This window comes from Nitrosomonas limosa (assembly GCF_054188085.1).
Map to the genome: position 1 here is coordinate 2,963,384 of NZ_CM135180.1, position 18,903 is coordinate 2,982,286.

The following is an 18,903-nucleotide window of genomic DNA, read 5'->3' on the forward strand; positions in this document are numbered from 1 at the left end:
ACCAGGAAATACCAATATTCATAGGAGCCTGTCATGATACGAAACCCGATCGACGTAGCCACCCGCGTCAGCCCGAATTTGTCAACCTTGATTGAGAATCGCGTGAACCGGGCAGAGCCCGGCCAAGAAGTCACGCTTGCAACAGTCCGAGAATTTCTGACCGGATTGCTGAACGAAGCGTTTACCGAAACCGAGCACTTGCATCATTTCGATATCAACGATTCGTTACTCGATGAGCTCGATGCGCTGATTGAGGAATTTGGTGACGAAGCCGTTGCGGCCGATTTTATCCAGAAAGCCGCGAGTGAAGCATTGTCGCGTGTTATCGAAGCGGTCATCAGCGGCCAAGATATGGATCATCCGCCGACGCTGGAAACCGTCGGGGACGCAATGACGGCAGGACTTACCGCGGCCTTGGTGGGCGAAGGGGCGCTGGAAGAGGATGAAGACGATAATCTGCTGGCCGAGATCGATGCGTTGATCAGTCGCTACGGCAGCGATGCTTTGGCCGAGGAATTTATCCGTTACGAATGAACATCATATTTTTTCTGGGCACGTTCAACTATAATGAACCTTAATTGGGATTCTCACTCGAATTGCTCATAAGCTTCGGCTGTTACCTTTTGATAATTTTAATTATGAGCCTCGATAAAATATACGTGTTACGAACGGGCGTCAGTCTTAAAGTATCGACTCTTGCCTTGCAAGCACTGATCGCTAATGCCATCGATCAGCGCCAATTTCCGGAACTCAAAAGTATCCACAGTACTACCGATTTATACGATTACCTGTCGGTTGTGGTGTGCGATGGCGTTGAAGGATTGATTGCCAGAAGGCAACGTTGGATCGACAGCAAAATTCAGGCGGATTTACTCGCCGGGCGGCCGGTTTCATTCAATAATTTCAGCAATCTGTTCTGGCGTAACCTTGACGAAGACGATCCGGACGGTGACGAATGGCAGCAATTACTCGGTAGCGATCAATTTTATTTTGAATTGACGGTATTGCTGAATAAACTGCGTATTGCTGAGCGCAGTCTGCAACATTACAAGGGTGCGATGCCCGATTTGTCATTAGGCTCTATTTAATCAGCCATCAAAAAAACAAACCCCGCTTCACGAGCGGGGTTGTTCATCGAAAAAAAACTCAATCGATCGGTTAACCGGCTTTGCTGCGGCGAACCGAGAATCCAAGCAATCCCAAGCCAGCAAGCAACATCGCCCAGGTGCTGGGTTCCGGTACCGCCGGTGTGATATCGCGCAACACATACGCATTCAGAATCGGGTTGATTGAACTATCGAATATTTGAATGGTTTGGCCAACATCGTCAGCGGTAAACGTTCCTACGATACTGGTGTAACTATTACCGTTGATCGGTGTCGATAAATTTCCTTCACCGTCGCCGAACCAATGCGTGCGTGTACTACAGCAGTCGGTACGGGCAGCAAAAAATTGCACTTGGTATTGATGACCGGCAATCAAGCCATCCAGGAAGTCGGTGGCTGTTACATTTGCTCCACTTTGCCATTCAAATGTATTCAAAATGGCCGACCATCCTGGATCGGTATTGCCGCCACCGGTAGCCGAAAACCAATTCAAGTTAAAGAACGGAGAGTCAATGGTAGTGAACGTGATGTTCAGCCCTGACGGGTCGACGGTGATCGGTGGTGCGGTGGAGCTGCCAGCCAAATTGATGGCTTCGACCAGCGAACCGTTGGTCAGAATACCCAAATGGCCGTTAGGCCCGCCGAAATTCGGGCCGGTGCTCCAGGTGATGCTGGCTGCCGATGCGGCAGAGATGCTCGTTACCATCAGCGCCGATACCGCCAGCATACGCGGGGCTGCCGCCGGAAGCTTTGTTGCTTTTTCAATCAAACCTTTAATCATTTCAGGCTCCTCAAAATTAACAATATGTTTCTTTGTCTGAATTTATAATAATTTTCACATTCGAATTGTATTGACTGCTACGGTTTTAATTAATAGTCAATCGATACCGAGTTTACTAGTACATTTGTCCTGGAAATATTTTCCGGAAGACTGATTATACATGGAAAAACAAGCGGTAAGAGGCGGTAGAAAATTCCAAAATCGCATGCATACCAATAGCTTGAACAATGCCAGCTTACTGCCTCAGGGTTATTTCACCACGGTATTTCCTGCCCGTCGAACGCATAAAACTTGCCGGATTCGGCTAGTGTGAGATTGCCGATCACGCGGCGCATGCCGGTGACGCTTTGTTCGGCAGTGATCAATGCGCCGGGGCCGCCCATATCGGTCTTTACCCAGCCGGGGTGCAACACGACGGCAATGATTTTTTGCGGACTGAGGTCGATCGATAAGCTTTTTACCACGATATTGACACCCGCTTTGCTCGAACGGTAAATGTAACTGCCGCCGCCGCGATTGTCGGCGATGCTGCCCATTTTGCTGGTAATGGTGACGATGGTTTTGAGTTCGCTGCGCGACACTTGCCGGATAAAAGCTTCGGTCATTTTCAGCGGCGCCATGGTGTTGACTTCAAAGGCATGCTGCCACGCAGCGTAGTCGGTTCTGCCAAATGCATCGCCGCGATCCTGCGGATAAACGCCGGCAATGTTGATCAGCAAGTCGACCGGTTGACTGGCCAATGTTTGCGATAATCGTTCGATTTGCTGATGATCGGCAACATCGAGCGCATGCACTTCAATCCGGCCGGGGTATTGTTGAGCCAGGCGATTGAGCGCATCGGCAGTTGCCGGCGTGCGGCAGCAAGCGAAAACCCGCCAGCCGTCCATCGCGTATTGCCGCGTAAATTCAAGTCCGATGCCGCGATTGCAGCCAGTGATTAATGCAGTTTTCATATTTGCTTTTGCCGGTTTTGTGAATGACTAAGCTGCGCAAATTCCGTATTGGGGAAGTATAACGTGCAATAGATGGAATCGATGCGCTTGCAAAGCGTCATGGAATAATTTCCAGTTCTCCCTTAGAAATGTATCTTTGTATTCGAATTTTTCCGACTTGCTGTCAATCGATTTTGACGTGCCAAGTGCAGTGTGCTTCCAGGAACCTTCACCTTTCTCGATATAGTTAATGGCCACTGCGGGAAAGCTGAAATAACCGTTGGCAATATGCTCCAGCCACTTTTTATGCCGCTTTCCGCCATCCTCATCGCGGATGTTGCGGAGCAGGGATTCAATTTTGTTCCGATCGGCAGCTTGCAATCCGGGTACTGCCGCATCGGCATCTCCGGCGATAAAACGTTGCATGGCTTGACACATTTTGTCGCATGCCTCCATGAAATTCTTTGTGTTATCTCTCTCGACGAGGATTTTGTTATGGTCTTTATAGCGCCATTTAAGGTATGGACGATCCGGGTAGGATAATGCCGCGCCGTGACCCAAGGGCAAGGCATCCCCGACTAACTTGCTGGTTTTAATATCAAACAGGTCGCCAAAAAAATCTTTCAATCTGGAAATCAGGGAATTCCCTGGATTATCGATATCCTCCAGATGGCTGATATCGTTCACTTTATGATTGACGCCGGCAAAGCCCTGATGCGCCCAGGTATCGGCATAGACATGCATCGTGATACCAAGCCGGTGCAATGCATAAGGGCTATTTTTATCCGCGATGCAACTCCTGATCATATCTTTCGCGACATGGCTATCTGGTTTGCAGATAATTTTTTCAATGAAGCTGCCGGCCGGGTTTTGCCCCGCTGGCAGACAGCCATTGCCTGGCAGAAAGTGAAACGGAATCCAGACGAGGTGATTGGCGAGTTCATCGAAATTCCTATAGTCCGCGGTTTTGTGCGCGGAACTGACATGTCTGTACATGGCGCCATTGTTGAAACAAATGACACCCGAGTTGGTCGCGTCGTCTACATATTGGGCGGAATAAGCGATGATATCCGCTTCCGCATGTTTGAATCCGGCCAGACGCGCCAATACGTAGGTGGTGGCATGATGGAAATCAATTTGCATGTTTTTCCTCCGTGTGCGGATGTTGTGTAAACCGGTTGATACAGGCTTGCTGTTCGGCCGGGGTCATAAAGCTTTTCCGTTGATAAAGCGGGGTCACGCCAAGTTTCTTCAGTTTGTCGAGCCAAAGCGGGTTATAAGGCATTAACTCGCACGTTTGGATACCGTGCTGATTGAGAAAGGCCGCGATTCCTTCAAGATTTTCTGCGGTCGTTGTGATGCCGGGAATCAATGGGATTCGAGGGATAACAGGTATTTTCGCATCGGCAAGCAAACGGGAAAAATTATTTAGCACGCGTTTGTTGGAACGGCTGGTAAATTTTTTGCTGGCTGCTTCATCGATCAGTTTGATATCAAAATAAATGAGATCCAGCCATGGCAGCATCTTTTTTTTGAATGACTCATAGCGGAAAAAACCGCTGGTTTCCAAGGCAGTGTGGATGCCTTCGCGTTTTAGAGCTTGCAACAACTTGCTGGCAAAATCCATTTGCAAGGTCGGTTCACCGCCAGAAAGCGTGACGCCTCCACCGGTGGTATCGTAGAAAGGCTTATCCTGGAGCAGGCGGTACATCAGTTCTTCGACGCTAACCCATGTGCCGATCTGTTTATTATGAATATCTTTCTCCGGCAAAAACTTTTTGCCTTCCGGGTTTTGACACCAAATACACGATAGCGGACAGCCCTTGAAAAAAACAGTGGTTCGAATCCCTGGGCCATCTTCGCTGCTGTCGCGTTTGATGTCAAAAATCAGGCCTTTATCGTCCATAATGTTCCATCAATATTTTCTGCACGTTTTTTCCAATCGCTCCGAATTTGAACATGTGCCCAAAGTTACCGGTTATCTGCACAAGATTCTGCAGTAATAGTTGCACAACATCCGCATCGGGGCGTTCCGCCAGATCCAGGATCGATTTCGCATCCTTAAAACGGATGACCAGATCCACTTTGTCCGGATTTTGCTCGATTTGATCGGCCTCTTCCTCACTGAGTACTTTCGTTTCAACGATAGCGCCAGGATTAAACCGCTTGCCCAATGGAGTATCGATGTATAGCGCATCGGTGTTAGGGCAGAATCGAATCAGTACATTCATGTCATCTTCCGGTTTGCGCGTGCGTATCAGGATTTTTCCCTGGTAATAGCGGATACCGCCGGTGGCCAGGGGATCCTTGATAACAAAGTTATCTTGAAAAAAATCCTGCGCTTGCTTGGCTTTGGTTTCACTTAATCCTTCGCTGATTAGAAAACCAAAACCCAGTTTGATCAAGATAGCCATTCCATTCGCCAATAGCTTTCCTTCAGCCCGGCTCAACAGGCTGGCTAAATTTCCACTGGCCTCACCAACCTGAAAACCGTTTCTTAAAATCTGATGAATGCCTTGAGGTAATGCGGGTAGCGTTGCATGCATATTAAACTCCTGCGGTTTGATGCTGTTCGATACCGCTGGCCATGCCAAAATTAGCGCGATCGATAATTTCCTGGCGCATCTGCGGGCTTAACGTTACATAGTAAGCCGAGTACCCGGCGACGCGAATCATCAAATCTTTATAAGGCGCCAACGCCTTTTGTTCTTCCTCGCCGGCACCGGCCTGGCTGGCTGCTGTTGCAGCCGCATGAGCGGCAATGAAGTCTTCGATCGAAGTCACACAAAGCTGCACCAGCACGCCGTCTTGATCCATGAATGTTTTCATATGTGTGGCGAATAATTCCGTATCTTCATTGAAATAGTTTTTTCCGCGCGGTGTCAGGCTGAGGTTATAGGTATAGCCGTTTTGCACGGTATCAGGGTTGACGCTGGCGACCGACAGCATATGATCCAATAATATGACCGGCTCGCCATTGGCTTTGACAATGCCTGGACATGGCGTAATGCCGCTGGCGAACGATGCATTGTCGTGGCGGCCATTCGGCGTTGCCTTGTATAACATACCGAACCCGGCATGGTTAGTCATGCTCCAGTAGCCGGTTAGATACCGGCCACCGCGGTGGGTACGGTATTTGAAAAATACGTCTTGGATCATTTTGGTGAGCATGCGCGTATATTTAACCGCCATCGCGTTATTAAAAATACCTCCCGGCGTTTCATCGACGCCCGCGCCATATTTGGGCGCTACACGGATCAAGCGGATGCATTCTTGCAGCCGTTCAGGCTTAAGTGAAGCCTGGGTCTTTTGGCCGTTGCCGGAAAATTGCTGTTTGATCTGATCGATCAATGTCCTGAGAAAATTCTGGCGCGTATTCTCGGGAAGCCGAGTCGCGTCAAAATTAGCATCCAGCACAGCGATCAGTTCACCGGCTGTCATTTTTCCTCCAAACACCAATGCGTCGATCACACAGAACGAATCGATCACGTCAGCTAATCCGATAATTGCAACGCCTGATGAGTTATATTTCGCGCCGCCGGACGACACATCACGGAATTTTGCGCCCGTTTCGCCGGGTTTGTTGGTGGGGCCATCGAAAAGACCTGATAGAAGCGGTGAGGGGCGGACTTTTTCCAGCGTGCGGCCAAGGTAGTTATTGAACTGCACGCAATGCCGCGCCATTTCGTCTAGTTGAAAGCGGAAGCTGTCAATGAATTCCTGCATCGAATGCATTTTTCTAAGCGGCGGCGAAGTGAATTCTTTTTTACCGTAAAACAGATTCGGATCATCCGCGCCGATGCCGTCACTCCGATGCTTGCCGCCAAACATTGCTAATTCCAGAACAGCCGGCAAAACCAGTAATGTGGAACCGGTATGACCGTAATGTTTGTGATCGGCATTCTGTTCGATGCAGCCAATCGAGGCATAATCATTCGCGTCGGTCAGCGCTTCTTCTAAGCTGATATTTTGATGTCTGGCGTAATAATTGGCCATGCTGCGAATGACCGGCGCATCGCCATGCAACGCTGGTGTTGCGCGCGTGACCAAATTGACCTGGCAAATGCGTCTTAGATACGGAGAAATCTCATGCACACCAAGCGGTGTGCCATCCGGCGCGCGATGATGCACATCCTTGTGGTAGCGGGCGTGCACATTCGGATCGCGAATGGCAAGAATTTCAGTGGCTTTCAAAATGATGTAGGTCATGTCATTGACCGCGTCGACGGTTTCTCCATTGACATAGCGCGTGCCGCCAACAGTTAACGCCTGATTGGAGCCGCTGCCGGCAAACAGCACTTCGGCTGTTTCAGGTGATAACGGGACATGATCGGAACATCGCAGGAAGAAATGACACATCCGTTCCACTGCTTCTTTGGTATACGCGGCTTTTGCGTCATCGCTGGTTAATCGTTGCCAGTCGTTCAAGTAATAGTCATTGAGGGTTTGATCAAGTCTTCCCAGCGACAAGCCAAAATTCGTATTTTCCTGCAGCAGCAGGTGATAACAGATCCATACGGTTGTTAGCGCTTCAGCAAGTGTTTCTGCCGGTCTGGCAGGTACTTTGCGGCAGATGCCGGCCAATTCCAGGTTTCCGGCTTTTTCAGCGGCATCGGCAAGATGTTCGGCGTATATTTTGACACCTTCATAAACTGCGATAACGCCTTCGGCAAATTCCTTTTGTTCCGCTGTAGCCGTGACGCCATTGGCAAGGTCCTGGTGTAACTGAGCCATTAATGCATCCAAACCATAGCTGAGCACACGGCCGAAATCCGGCGTGGTGTGCGATACAGCAGTCGCTTTATCGGATAAATAAAACGCGACGCGTTCGAATAATTCCTGACATTTAGGCGTTTCACCCGCCCGTTTTTTTAATGGCGGATCAATCGATGGTTGATCGCCAAACATACCATTATCAACCGTGTCTCTATGATCGTTCAGATAATGTGCGGTGTCGTAATCCGAATAGCGAGCAGCTTCCTGCACGGTCCGCCGTTGCAACCAGAACGGAAAAATTTCTTCGTTCAACCGTTTTGCCACTTCTGGTTTTATTTTGAATGGATTCTGCGGCCGTGTAGCGATCGTATCCAGTTCCGGCCAGATGCAATAGCCGCTCATGTCCATATGCACAACCGGTCCGACAAAGCTAGTCGTTGTTTGTCCTGGCAGCTTGTCGGTGTTTCTCACTAATGGCGTTTTATGACTGAAAATATGTTTCAGCGCCCTTGCGCGTCGAGTGAGCGCTGGCAGACGATCATTTTCCGGTTGCTGCAAAAACTCTGTCAGCAAGCGCGGGAGTTCATCGCATACTTCCGGTATCCATTCAGGATCGAACAGTTGGTTGCGCCAGGCTTCAACGACCGGGAAATCGCTCAGTTTGATATAGCTCAGCGCCAAATCATTCAATGTCTTGATTTTATCCGGCGTGTCATTGGGAATCGGAAAAGACGTAATTTTGTCATTGAAAGCCGCAATGTTGGCCGTGCCATGTTCGAGATCGATATGAATACCGCCCCGGTTCACATTTGAAGTACGCATCTATGCCTCCTTTCCAATTAATGTAAGGGAAACACTGATTAATTGCCTGCGCAAGCGATTTTCGGCGTTGGGTGGTGCTCAAAAACTCGCCTATCAGATTGATATGTCTCGCTTCTTGCGCTCCGTCCGCCTTGCAACTCATCTTGCTCGGTAAATTAATCAGCGTTTCCTAAGGTATCAAGTCCGATTGCCAGCCGATGATATTGCCAGGCATCATCGAGCAACAGGAAATAGCCAAATAGCTGATACTGATACTCGCCCGGATCTACCGACGAATGAAAGGGCAGATGCAATGCGGTCGAGTAGATCAATTGACCTAAATATAGACCGTCCGCAATTTCGACCAATTCATCCAGACAAAAGCCGATTGGCGTCGGCCCACCGATCATTGGGAAACGATAATGAAATTGAAAAACTTTTTTCTTTTTCCCAGTACCGTTGTTCATCGGTAAAATCGAATCCCTGTCATCGGTACCGAGAAAAATATAGCCCTGTCTGGCGAAGGGCGATGGCCCGCTGGCTGTAGCTGCAAGCAAGGAGGCGTCAGGCACACGGTAATTCATATCGATAATGCGCATCAGGGGGTCGGCAGCGACAATTCGCTTGTCCTGAATGTTATTGCCATCCACCCAATGCGCCGCGGCTTCATTTTCCCAAAATTCTTTATCTTCCGAGGACATATCCTTATCCCAGGCGCCGCTCTTCAGGTGTTGAGCATGAACGCCTTCTGCACCCCAGTGATGGGCCTTGTTTTTTTCGATGAGCAGATAGTGCGGCCGGCTTGCAAGAAAAGACTTAAGGGTGTGTACGCGCTCCGGATACCTTTCCGCCAAGTCGTCGCTTTCGTCAAGCAACATGCTCAGTTTGCGCCCCGAAATTTTTTCGAACGACTTACCCGCCCAGGGGAAGATAAATTTTCCGATCGAATGCCACGTCATGTTAAGCAGGTTGGGTTGCGTATACTGGTCGAGCAGACTGGCCAAAGCGCTGGGGAAAAGTCCGGGTTCGTCCGGCCGGGCCGATAAATCCGGCGAGAAGGTTTCGGTAAAGCCGCAATGTAAATTCAGCGTGGCGCCATGATAGTAATCGAAGCCGGTGGTGCGTCCGGATTGACCATACCAGTCATTCGTTTCCGTGCTGTTGATGCGTGTGTTATAACCCCTCTCGCCATGACCCTGAAAAAGCCCATTACTAACGGTAGGGGCAACGCCGCGGCGGAACAACCGGTTCAATTTTTCAAAATGTTTTAACTGATCGTCGGGATTGCTTTGCGCTGAAATCTCATGACTGATCCGCTGCAACATTTGCAAAATTGATTCGTCATCCTTGCGCATGCCGGTAACCTCGTCATCTTCTGCACCGCGTGGCGATTCTTCCAGGATAAAAGTGGTGAATTTCCGTTTCAAGGCGGGATCTTGTTTCCAGCCCTCAACCCAGTTAGTAATTTGCGGCCAGCTTTGCGTAGCTGCCAAAGCTTCCGTCCTGACAGTCTTAGCCGTTGTTTGAGGTTCGCGGTCATAACCCAATTCGGCGAATCCGATTTCACCGGGTCTGGGACGCAATTGCGGAAATGCATCGTCGGCGTAAAATGCTTTGGCATAATCCGGGTCAACCATCAGAAAGAAACCATTGTTTTGATAGCCGTAATAGTCGGCATCGTCTTGTTGGCTGCTAACAAAGAGGTTTTTTATTTTGTTGAAAAAACCGCGTTCCGGGTAATTTTCACCGATCGACAGGGTTTGCCCATTGGGCAAAGCAATGTTTCCAAGGCTGAAATGGCGCGTAGCAAAAACCAATTGGCCCAAATAAATACCCTCGTCGATACGGACCAGTTCGTCGATTAGTCGTGTCATCGGATAAGTCGGGCCCAGGGCAGGCCAACGGTAATTCAGTTGATAAACCTCTTTTCCGTTCATTTCGGGCACGACCGATTGACCCGCATTGCAAAGAAAATAGCCACCCGTTTTGCTATATGGGATCGCTTGTTCTTTCGCAAGATTTTCCGCCAATAACTCACAATCAAAGCCTTCTGTGCCGGTTTTCAAGGGACGGTCTTTCAATCGCCACAATTGTGTCAAAGCAGGTAAGCCGATCGCCTGAATGATATTGGGTTCCGGCGGTTCGCGGAAAAAGTTACGGCCAATCCGCGTGGTATCCGGGTTATAGACACGCAGGAAGCGGGCATCATTGGCGGTTTTCTTGGCGACGGTTTCACGAGTGACCGGTTCAAAGGTTTTTCCCATCCATAATCCGGTATCGGCGTACGTGGCGTTCCAGGCAGTCGCCATCCATTCGATATTAGCAATCGCAGATCGCTCCGTGGTTAGCGATTCGCTGGTATTCTTAAAGTAATCGCTGTCGCGGATAGATACCGGAATACCGATCATCGGGCCGCTAATTACCTCGGCTTTTCCGCATTTGAATAAGGTTTCGAGTTTTTTATGAATTTCCGGCCAGGAATGCTTTTGCCGGTTATCTGCCAGGATGCGCTGATACTGAGCCAGCATCACAAAGAAACTGCCTTTGAAATCATGCACTAGAATATCATTCAGGGCATTTTCAAGTAACAACGGATCATTGCCGGGACCGGCTGGGAAGTTGCTGCTGCTGAGAAAGGTTGTCATCGCTTTTTTCCCCCCTCTACATAATGATTCATCATTGCATATTTCGTTTGGCAATTGCAAGTAAGTTGCTTGAATATCCGTCGGCTCAGCGTAAAATGTTTATCAGCTCGTGAAACCGCAAAATTAGTTAATTTTCAGCCGGTCGGCTGGTTTTTATGACTTTTACGATTCGTTTTGCAAATACCACTTACATCACCTTAACGTTTTTATCGAATAACCATGATTGAAATCATTGCAGCAGTGGCCCGCTGGTCACAATTAACCGCCAATTTGATCGTTTTTGGCAGTTGCGTGTTTCTTGCCATCATCTGGCAGGCAAACAACATTCAGGAAACACCCTGGATGGCGCGGCTGGAAAAGCTCTTCCCGTGGCTGGCCGGGATTACCGTGATCGGGTTGATCGGCATTCTGGCGACGACTACCGGTGATGCCACCGGCGATGCCAGCGACGCCTGGAATCCGGCGGCTTGGATGGATGTCGTGCAGCGCACGCAGATCGGCCATATCTGGGCTGCCAGGGAGTTTCTCGCGATCGTGCTGTTGTGCGCGGTGGTTAAAATGCAGGGAACCGGTCGCGCCCGCTGGCATTATGTATTGTGCGCGTTGCTGGCGGCATTGCCCCTGATCGCCGGCACGTTGATGAGCCATTCGAGCGCTGATGAAATGTCGTTCGAAGCGATCGCGCCGTATGCCATTCATATTTTGCTGGCGGGTATTTGGTTCGGCGCGTTGCCGGCATTCTTACTGATCCTGCTGAATTTGAACAAAGATCTCGGCAGATCCGCCACGCTCGCCGCAACCGGGTATTTGCAGAAATTTTCCGCCATCGCGTTACCGGCGATGATTTTGATCATGGTGACCGGTGTGATCGTGACCGACCGCCTGGTCGATGAAAAATACCATACGTTGGTATCGAGTCCTTACGGATGGCTGCTGGACAGTAAACTGGTGATTTTGGCGATTATCCTGTTCATTGCCTATCAGGCGCGCAATCGCTGGCTGCCGAAACTGACGGCTGCGGAAAATCGTCCGGATAACGATAGCATTGCGCATTTGAATCAATGGGTACGTATCGAATTCGTGCTGGCATTGGTGCTGGTGCTGGTCGCGACGATTCTGGCGAATACTTTGCCAGCCAAACATACGATGGTCGACAACTGGCCGTTTCCGTTCCGCTTCTCGATCAATGCGACGTGGGACGATCCGGATGTGGAAGGAAAGGTGTGGTTCGGGCTGGCGTTGCTGATCCTGGCGATTGCGACGGCGTGGTTCGCGATTCGCGAGAATACCGGCGGCAAAACCTTGAAATTTCTGCTGCCGGGGGCGTTCGGCATCAGTTCTCTGGCGTTGGCATTGCCGCCGCTGGCGATCCAAGCGTATCCGGAAACGTACAAAAAACCGACAGTGCCGATCGACGCGATCTCCATCGTCGCCGGTTCGCAGTTATTCGCGGAGCACTGCACCGCTTGTCACGGTCCCCAAGGTAAGGGCACCAAACCGGTGCTCGATCCCGACCTGCGCGATCCGACCGATTTACTGACGCAGCAACATACCGCGAAATACACCGTCGGCAACGTTTTTCATATACTCACGCACGGTATTACCGGAACCGAGATGCCCGGATTCGCCGATAAATTGTCGGAAGAAGAGCGTTGGGATTTGATCAATTTCCTGCATGCGATGTCGCGAGGCTTCGATGCGCGCCTGCTCGGCACCATGATCGTGCCGGAAACGCCGGTGATCGGCTCGCCGGTGTTTAATTATTCCGCCAGCGACGGCACCAGCGGCAACCTGAAGGATTTCCGCCTGCAAAAAAATGTGCTGATGGTGTTGTTCGCCTGGCCGCAAGCGAAAGACCGCTTTTTTCAGTTGGCGGCGTCGTATGAGCGGATCCGCGATTTGAACACGGAAATTTTGGCGATACCGATTCATCCGCTGAGCGACGAGCAATTGCAGCAGATTACCGCGATTGCGCCGTTCCCGATCGTCACCGAAGGCTGGGAAGAAATTAAGAATGCTTACTGGTGGTTCCGGCGTATCCGCATGGTGCCGGATTTATCGGGCAAAGGCATGTTCCCGCAGCACATGGAATTCCTCACCGACCGCTTTGGTTACTTGCGCGCGCGCTGGGTGGCCCAATTCGAAGGCTTCGGCTGGCAAAACATCGGCGCGTTGACGCTGCAAATCACGCAACTGAATGAGGAAGGCGAAATCATGCCGCCGCCGGGCGAGCATGCACACTGACGATGGCAAGGAGATGATCATGAACGGATCGCTGCAAAGTGGCTGGAATGCGGTATGGCGGGTGTGGATCAGGCGTTGGAGCACCGCCGCGGTTTTAATGATAGCGATACCGGCAGCGGCAATCGCCGATTCGCCGAAGCACCCGCTGGCGGCGGTTGAAATCGCCGGCATTTCGCTCAATACCCCGGCGGATACGATAGCAGGTATTTTGCAAGCGCAGGGCTATACCCAGGTCAATCCGTCGCTATACACCAAAAGCGAAGCGGCAGAGAACGGCCGCAGCACCGTCTACCGTGTCGAAGTCGACGATACCGCCGGTTCGCGTGAATTGAGTTATGCCCGCAGCCTGACCGGCGGCCGCAACAAAAGCCCGTCGTCGCGCGACGCTGCGATCCCCGATAGCGAAATCGCGATGGTGCGGCAACTGTATGAGGCCGTGTGCAACGTCGATGAAGACTTGCAAAGCGAACGCAAATGCGCGCCGCCGCAACCCGCTAGCGTGATGATCAACCACGGCATGATGCTGACCGTCGATGTGCATTATGCGGTACTGCTGAAAGCATCGGATTCGAGCACGTCAGTGGCGGTTAAGGGAAGCAGGGCGGGACAGTAAATTTCATCTGCTACAAATTTCTCACGCTCTAAACTCTCTGATGTACCCGTACATAAACACGATAGGGAACTAGAAATTATCTTTCGATTGATGGGTCTCTCTGATATCCAGTGGAATCACGGTTTTGAACAAGATAAATGAATCTTTTCTCGTACGGCGCACCTGCACGCGCAGATCGGATAATGTGCAAGAGCCAAGAAGCTTTCCTCTGGAATCCTTTCGTGATCAAGCTGCATACGTGCTACTGGGCGATCCGGGCTCGGGTAAAACTACATCCTTCAAGCAAGAAGCGGAAAAATCCGGTGGCAGGTGCATTAGCGCGCGAAACTTTGCCGCTCTCGGACTTGGAATGGAATATCAAGGCGAAACCCTGTTCATTGATGGATTGGATGAGATGCGTGCCGGTGGAGGCGATAGCAGGATACCACTTGATGACATTCGTAAACATCTGGCAAGGCTCGGCCGCCCGCGATTCCGTCTTTCATGCCGCGAAGCGGACTGGCAGAGTGCAAGTGACAGTGAAGACTTAAAACAGGTTTCGCCGGATAGCGAAATCATCGCGTTGCATCTTGATCCCTTGAATGATAGTGACATCGCCGAAATTCTCCGGCATAAGACTGCTGTTTCAGATCCGGCTGAATTCATGCGCCAGGCGCGCGAACACCGGCTGAATGAACTGCTCCGCAATCCGCAGGTATTGAATTTGCTGGTTGAAGCGGTAGGCAGTGATGAATGGCCGCAAAGCCGTATGCAGGTTTATGAAATGGCTTGCCGGAAGCTCATAAAAGATGAAAATTGCGAACACCGCCGGGCGAAACGCGAACAGCCGCTTCCCGAAGCCATATTGTTGGATACTGTGGGTTATTTGTGTGCTATTCAGTTGTTATCGGGGGTGGCTGGTTTCTCGCTCGATGAAGAACGAGTAGACGATCAACATCCTTGCTGGACGGAATTGATAGCGTCTGATTTTCCACTGCTTGCTGCACTGAAAACCAATCTGTTTCAGAGCGATGGTGAAGAATTGCGCATCCCGGTTCACCGCAGCATCGCTGAATTTCTGGGCGCACGCTACCTTGCTTCACGTATCGAGAATGATGGTTTGCCGTTTGGCCGAGTGCTTACATTGATAACCGGTGTGGATGGCGGGGTAGTCACCGATTTGCGTGGGCTTGCCGCGTGGCTTTCGGCGCATTGTCTCAATGAGTCGCGCCGCCTACTAATCGAACGTGATCCATTGGGTGTGGTGCTGTATAGCGATGTGCGGCATTTCCCGTTGGCGGATAAGCAGTTTGTTTTTGCCGCTTTGAAGAACGAGGCGCAGCGCAATCCGTGGCTCCATGCGGAAGATTGGTCTTCCTCGCCTTTTGGCGCATTGGGCACGAAAGATATGGAGCCGGTATTGCGTGAAATACTGATTTCGTCTTCTCGCGAGCGAGCGGATCAGGGAATATTGAATTGCGCGTTGGACGCGATCCATTACGGCGAACCGCTATCAAATTTTAATGATTTACTGGAAGCTATTGCGCGCGATAGCAGCTACCACCGATTCGTAAGGACAAGCGCCATAAAAGCTTGGATTCGCAATGCTGCAGAGGATTGCTCAGCAGTACTGAAGTTGGCGGAAGATATTCGCGCCGGTATTGTCGAGGACAGTGACGATGAAATACTCGGGACCGTTTTAAAAGAGTTTTATCCGCAGCTTATTCCGCCTGTCAAAATATTTGATTACTTGCATGTTCCAAAAGTTGAAAGTTTGATTGGCAGCTATCGTGTTTTTTGGATTCACTATCCTCCGGAAAAATCTTCCAAAGAAATTCTCTCGGCATTGCTGGATAGATTTATACAAATAAAACCGGATATCGATCATGTTCTCAAATTTCATCATCAAAACCGCATGCCGGGAAATTTGCTGGTGCGAGGATTAAAAGAGTTCGGTGATACGATCGCCACTGAACGTCTTTATGAATGGTTAGGTATTGGTCTCAACGAATATGGTTATTCAAGGCTTGATAGGGAAAGTACCGAATTTATTGCGGCGTGGTTTGCTACTCGGCCTGAACGTTATAAAGCCATGATTGAATTGGGTGCTGCACGATGCGTCACCCATGAGAATACCCGGATTTGTATGCATTGTACCGGTCACGGCCTCCAAACGGAATTGAAATGTGGTATCTGGAGAAAGCGGCAACGGAACAACATCGCGGATTAGCGGAATTTTATTTTGATCAAGCCATTGGAATGTTGAGGCAACGCGGGAAACAACAGGAATTGACGCTTCCGATGCTGGAGTTTCTTGAGAAATGGATTGCGGATCATCCCAATTTTCAAGTCCAGTTTGAGCAAGTTATAACTTGTCCCATTGGAGATTGGCAACATAAATTTGCCCTCGAAGATCGTCAACGCAGAATCGAACAAGATGCGCAGAAGAAAGGCTGGATTAAATTTTTTCGTCAGCATATTGCAACAATTCGTGATGGTAGTGCGCATCCAGAGATATTAGATGAACTTGCTTTGACATATCAGGGATTAAGTAGCGATACTTGGGGGGAGACACCTCGTGAACGTCTTCTGAATTTTCTGGATGGTGATGAGGAGTTGGTCGAAGCGGCGTATTCAGGTTTTCGCCATGCGCTTGATCGCCACGATTTACCGAGCGTGAGTGAAATCGTAGATCTAGAAACTAAAGGACAAATGCATTTTATTCGCTCCGTTTGCTTAGTTGGCATGGAGGAGTTGTTTCAGAACGATCCAATTAATGCATTACAGCTTGAAGGTGCTGTGTTATCGCGTTTAATAGCGTTCCAGCTTACTTATGGCAATTACAATGATTCGGAATGGTTTAAAGTGCTTGCCAAGCAACGTCCTGCATTGGTGGCGGAAGTGCTGCTGGTTTACGTCCTGGCCATGTTGCGTGCAGGAAAAGATCATCTTTCTGGGCTGCATTTCTTGGCGTATGACGACGCATATAGTGGAGTCGCGCGCGTGGTGTTGCCGAAACTGCTGGAAAGGTTTCCGCTACGTACTCGAAAACTCCAGTTGTCAGATGTCCTTGTTCCGCTGCTAAAAGGCACATTGCGTTGCCTTGACCGGGAAGAGTTGGCAGAATTGATCGCTCGAAAACTTGAACTGAAAAGTATAAGTGCTGCGCAGCGAGTGTACTGGTTGAGTTGTGGCTTGTTGCTTGATCCGGATAGTTATGAGACTCGGCTGTTTCAGCATGTTGGTAAGAGCGCCGTTCGGAAGGGATATTTGGTAAATTTTTTATATCACGATCACATAGAACGTCATTTGCCCGACTGGGTACTTTTTCCCGTGACTGCGCTTGGTGGTTTGATTGAATTGCTAGCACCTGATTGTTCTTCCGAACGTGTAATTGGAGCTTATAGGGCCAGTTTGTCAACGAACGCAGCCGATTTGGTACGTTCCTTTATCAATAAACTCAGTAATTACCCTACGGAAGCTGCTGCCCGTGAGCTTGAGCGCTTACAGAATTTACCTGAGCTTAAGTCTTGGCAAAATCATTTGCGCAACGCTTCGCATTCACAGCGTATTACTCGGCGCAAGGCATCGTTCAGACGCTTAAGCACCAAGGAGATTGACCGCACGCTAGCCAATCTTCAACCTGCTTGTGCTGCCGATCTGGCTGCTCTGACATTTGATCATTTACGCGGCATTGCACGAAAAATTCGTCATGGCAGTACCAATGATCACCGGCAGTATTGGAGCTACGACACGAGCAATAAAAAACTGGAAAAATCCAAACCAGAGAACGATTGCCGTGATGCATTGCTGTCCGATTTGCAGGAACGGCTTGGAAAACTCAATATTGATGCTCAGAGGGAAGGTAGTTATGCGGACGACAAGCGTGCTGACATCAGGGTTTCATTTGGCGGTACCAATGGATTCAACATTCCTATCGAAATCAAGAAAGACAGTCATACTGATCTTTGGCGTGCAATTCACGAGCAGTTGATCGCCAAATATGTTCGCGATCCCGGGACGGATGGGTATGGCATTTATGTGGTTTTCTGGTTCGGGGGAAACGGGATGCCATCTTCATCCGGTGGCGGCAGGAAGCCCCGTAGCGCCCAAGAACTGGAAGATTGCTTACAGCAAACGCTCTCACTGGAAGAAAAACATCGAATTCAAGTTTGTGTGATTGATTGCGCGCTCCCGCAAAGATAAGCAAGAATCAAACCTTGATGCAATAAGAATTTTTTCCTTAATAGATTGTATTTAAATTAGAAATAATCTTCCAATAAGTTGCAAAATTTACGGTAATGACTCGGGTATGAGCTTCTCACATCAGGTATGACTCGCACTTTCCCGAATTTAACTGCGTACAAGCATGTGAGCGCACTGCCGAAGGCATCATCACAAAGTGTGCTGCTAACGTCCAGGGAATTCATTCGAAGTCATCGAAGGTCATTGCAGCGGATTGACCGCGGTGCAGCGTTCGCCGATCCAGTGTGCCGCGGTTTGCGCCGATGCGTGTACCGGCATGCCGCTGACGGTGCTGTCGAATTCGGTGCTGCCAATGAAACGTTCCGGGTTGGTGAAGCTACCTTCGGCGGTGCCGGTTCCTTGAAAATGCTGGTTGTCGCAGGTCAGTTCGAGTTGATAGCGATTGCCGGTGCGGGTGGCGTTTTGCACGGTGCAGCCGGAGCGGTGTTCGTAGAAATACCGGGGGATGTCTTCGTTGGCCATGGCTTCGGTGATGCAGAGGTGCGAGGTGGCGGCGCCGTTTTCTATTTTGGGGAGTTTTAATCCATAACGCCGGGCGAGGTCGCTGAGTTGTTGCATATGTTCCGTGGGTATGTGCGGCACCAGCGACAGCAGGTCGGAACGGGTGGTGACTTCCCATAACCCGGGGCGAATATGCTGGTGCGCGTATACAGGCGTTATGATGAAGCTAAGGAGCAGGGTGCAGAGTATTGTTCGCATGATAGCTTTGCCGTTCGAAGTGATAGTGAGCGTTTCATAAATTATTGCATGCCAGTTTAGCGGAAAACTCATTCATTCTGCGGAAATCCACGGGACGTGCGGATTTCCTATAATTCATTTC

Annotated in this window: 14 protein-coding genes; 6 read left to right on the forward strand and 8 right to left on the reverse strand. The window is 50.0% G+C overall.

The genetic code is table 11. From position 1 onward, the window contains the following. Nucleotides 1–33: 33 nt before the first annotated feature. Together ACV7NC_RS13830 and ACV7NC_RS13835 are read left to right on the forward strand one after the other, a co-directional pair. The gene (locus ACV7NC_RS13830; protein WP_458153202.1) at nt 34–534 is read left to right on the forward strand and encodes a hypothetical protein; all 501 of its coding nucleotides are present in this window, start codon (nt 34–36) and stop codon (nt 532–534) included. Between the two features lie 104 nt (nt 535–638). Further along, entirely contained in the window at nt 639–1,088 is a 450-nt protein-coding gene (locus ACV7NC_RS13835; protein ID WP_458153203.1) for a hypothetical protein, read from the forward strand. A gap of 70 nt (nt 1,089–1,158) precedes the next feature. On the opposite strand, the gene ACV7NC_RS13840 is transcribed toward ACV7NC_RS13835, so the two are convergent. The 7 genes from ACV7NC_RS13840 to ACV7NC_RS13870 form a co-directional block, all read right to left on the reverse strand. Beyond that, entirely contained in the window at nt 1,159–1,887 is a 729-nt protein-coding gene (locus tag ACV7NC_RS13840; RefSeq protein WP_458153205.1) for a PEPxxWA-CTERM sorting domain-containing protein, read from the reverse strand. A gap of 254 nt (nt 1,888–2,141) precedes the next feature. After that, nucleotides 2,142–2,840 (reverse strand): SDR family oxidoreductase, encoded by a 699-nt coding sequence (locus tag ACV7NC_RS13845; RefSeq protein ID WP_458153207.1) that lies wholly within the window; start codon nt 2,838–2,840, stop codon nt 2,142–2,144. Between the two features lie 27 nt (nt 2,841–2,867). Further along, the gene (locus tag ACV7NC_RS13850; RefSeq protein WP_458153209.1) at nt 2,868–3,962 is read right to left on the reverse strand and encodes a DUF6765 family protein; all 1,095 of its coding nucleotides are present in this window, start codon (nt 3,960–3,962) and stop codon (nt 2,868–2,870) included. After that, nucleotides 3,952–4,725, reverse strand: a complete 774-nt coding sequence (locus ACV7NC_RS13855; protein WP_458153211.1) for a radical SAM protein — start codon at nt 4,723–4,725, stop codon at nt 3,952–3,954. The genes ACV7NC_RS13850 and ACV7NC_RS13855 overlap by 11 nt, the downstream gene beginning before the upstream one ends. Next, complete coding sequence (locus ACV7NC_RS13860) at nt 4,715–5,365, reverse strand: hypothetical protein (RefSeq protein WP_458153213.1); 651 nt, start codon at nt 5,363–5,365, stop codon at nt 4,715–4,717. Before ACV7NC_RS13860 ends, ACV7NC_RS13855 begins: the two co-directional genes overlap by 11 nt. 1 nt (nt 5,366) lies before the next feature. Then, complete coding sequence (locus ACV7NC_RS13865; protein WP_458153214.1) at nt 5,367–8,357, reverse strand: pyruvate formate lyase family protein; 2,991 nt, start codon at nt 8,355–8,357, stop codon at nt 5,367–5,369. Nucleotides 8,358–8,512: 155 nt separating this feature from the next. Then, a complete protein-coding gene (locus tag ACV7NC_RS13870; RefSeq protein ID WP_458153215.1) occupies nt 8,513–10,981 on the reverse strand; it encodes a hypothetical protein in 2,469 nt (822 codons plus the stop codon). Between the two features lie 219 nt (nt 10,982–11,200). Between ACV7NC_RS13870 and ACV7NC_RS13875 the strand changes: the two genes are divergently transcribed. The 4 genes from ACV7NC_RS13875 (at nt 11,201) to ACV7NC_RS13890 (ending at nt 18,023) form a co-directional block, all read left to right on the forward strand. Beyond that, nucleotides 11,201–13,225 (forward strand): CopD family protein, encoded by a 2,025-nt coding sequence (locus tag ACV7NC_RS13875; protein ID WP_458153216.1) that lies wholly within the window; start codon nt 11,201–11,203, stop codon nt 13,223–13,225. Continuing rightward, nucleotides 13,215–13,838, forward strand: a complete 624-nt coding sequence (locus ACV7NC_RS13880) for a hypothetical protein (RefSeq protein ID WP_458153218.1) — start codon at nt 13,215–13,217, stop codon at nt 13,836–13,838. Before ACV7NC_RS13875 ends, ACV7NC_RS13880 begins: the two co-directional genes overlap by 11 nt. 124 nt (nt 13,839–13,962) lie before the next feature. After that, nucleotides 13,963–16,047: an NACHT domain-containing protein gene (locus tag ACV7NC_RS13885; protein WP_458153219.1), complete on the forward strand. Its 2,085-nt coding sequence runs from the start codon at nt 13,963–13,965 to the stop codon at nt 16,045–16,047. Continuing rightward, on the forward strand, nt 16,002–18,023 hold the full coding sequence (locus ACV7NC_RS13890) for a hypothetical protein (RefSeq protein WP_458153221.1): 2,022 nt from the start codon (nt 16,002–16,004) through the stop codon (nt 18,021–18,023). Before ACV7NC_RS13885 ends, ACV7NC_RS13890 begins: the two co-directional genes overlap by 46 nt. A 240-nt stretch (nt 18,024–18,263) precedes the next feature. Here ACV7NC_RS13890 and ACV7NC_RS13895 read toward each other — a convergent pair whose 3' ends face one another. Next, nucleotides 18,264–18,854 carry a DUF3617 domain-containing protein gene (locus ACV7NC_RS13895; protein WP_458153223.1) on the reverse strand — a complete coding sequence of 197 codons (591 nt, stop codon included), beginning with the start codon at nt 18,852–18,854 and terminating at the stop codon, nt 18,264–18,266. Between the last annotated feature and the right edge of the window lie 49 nt (nt 18,855–18,903).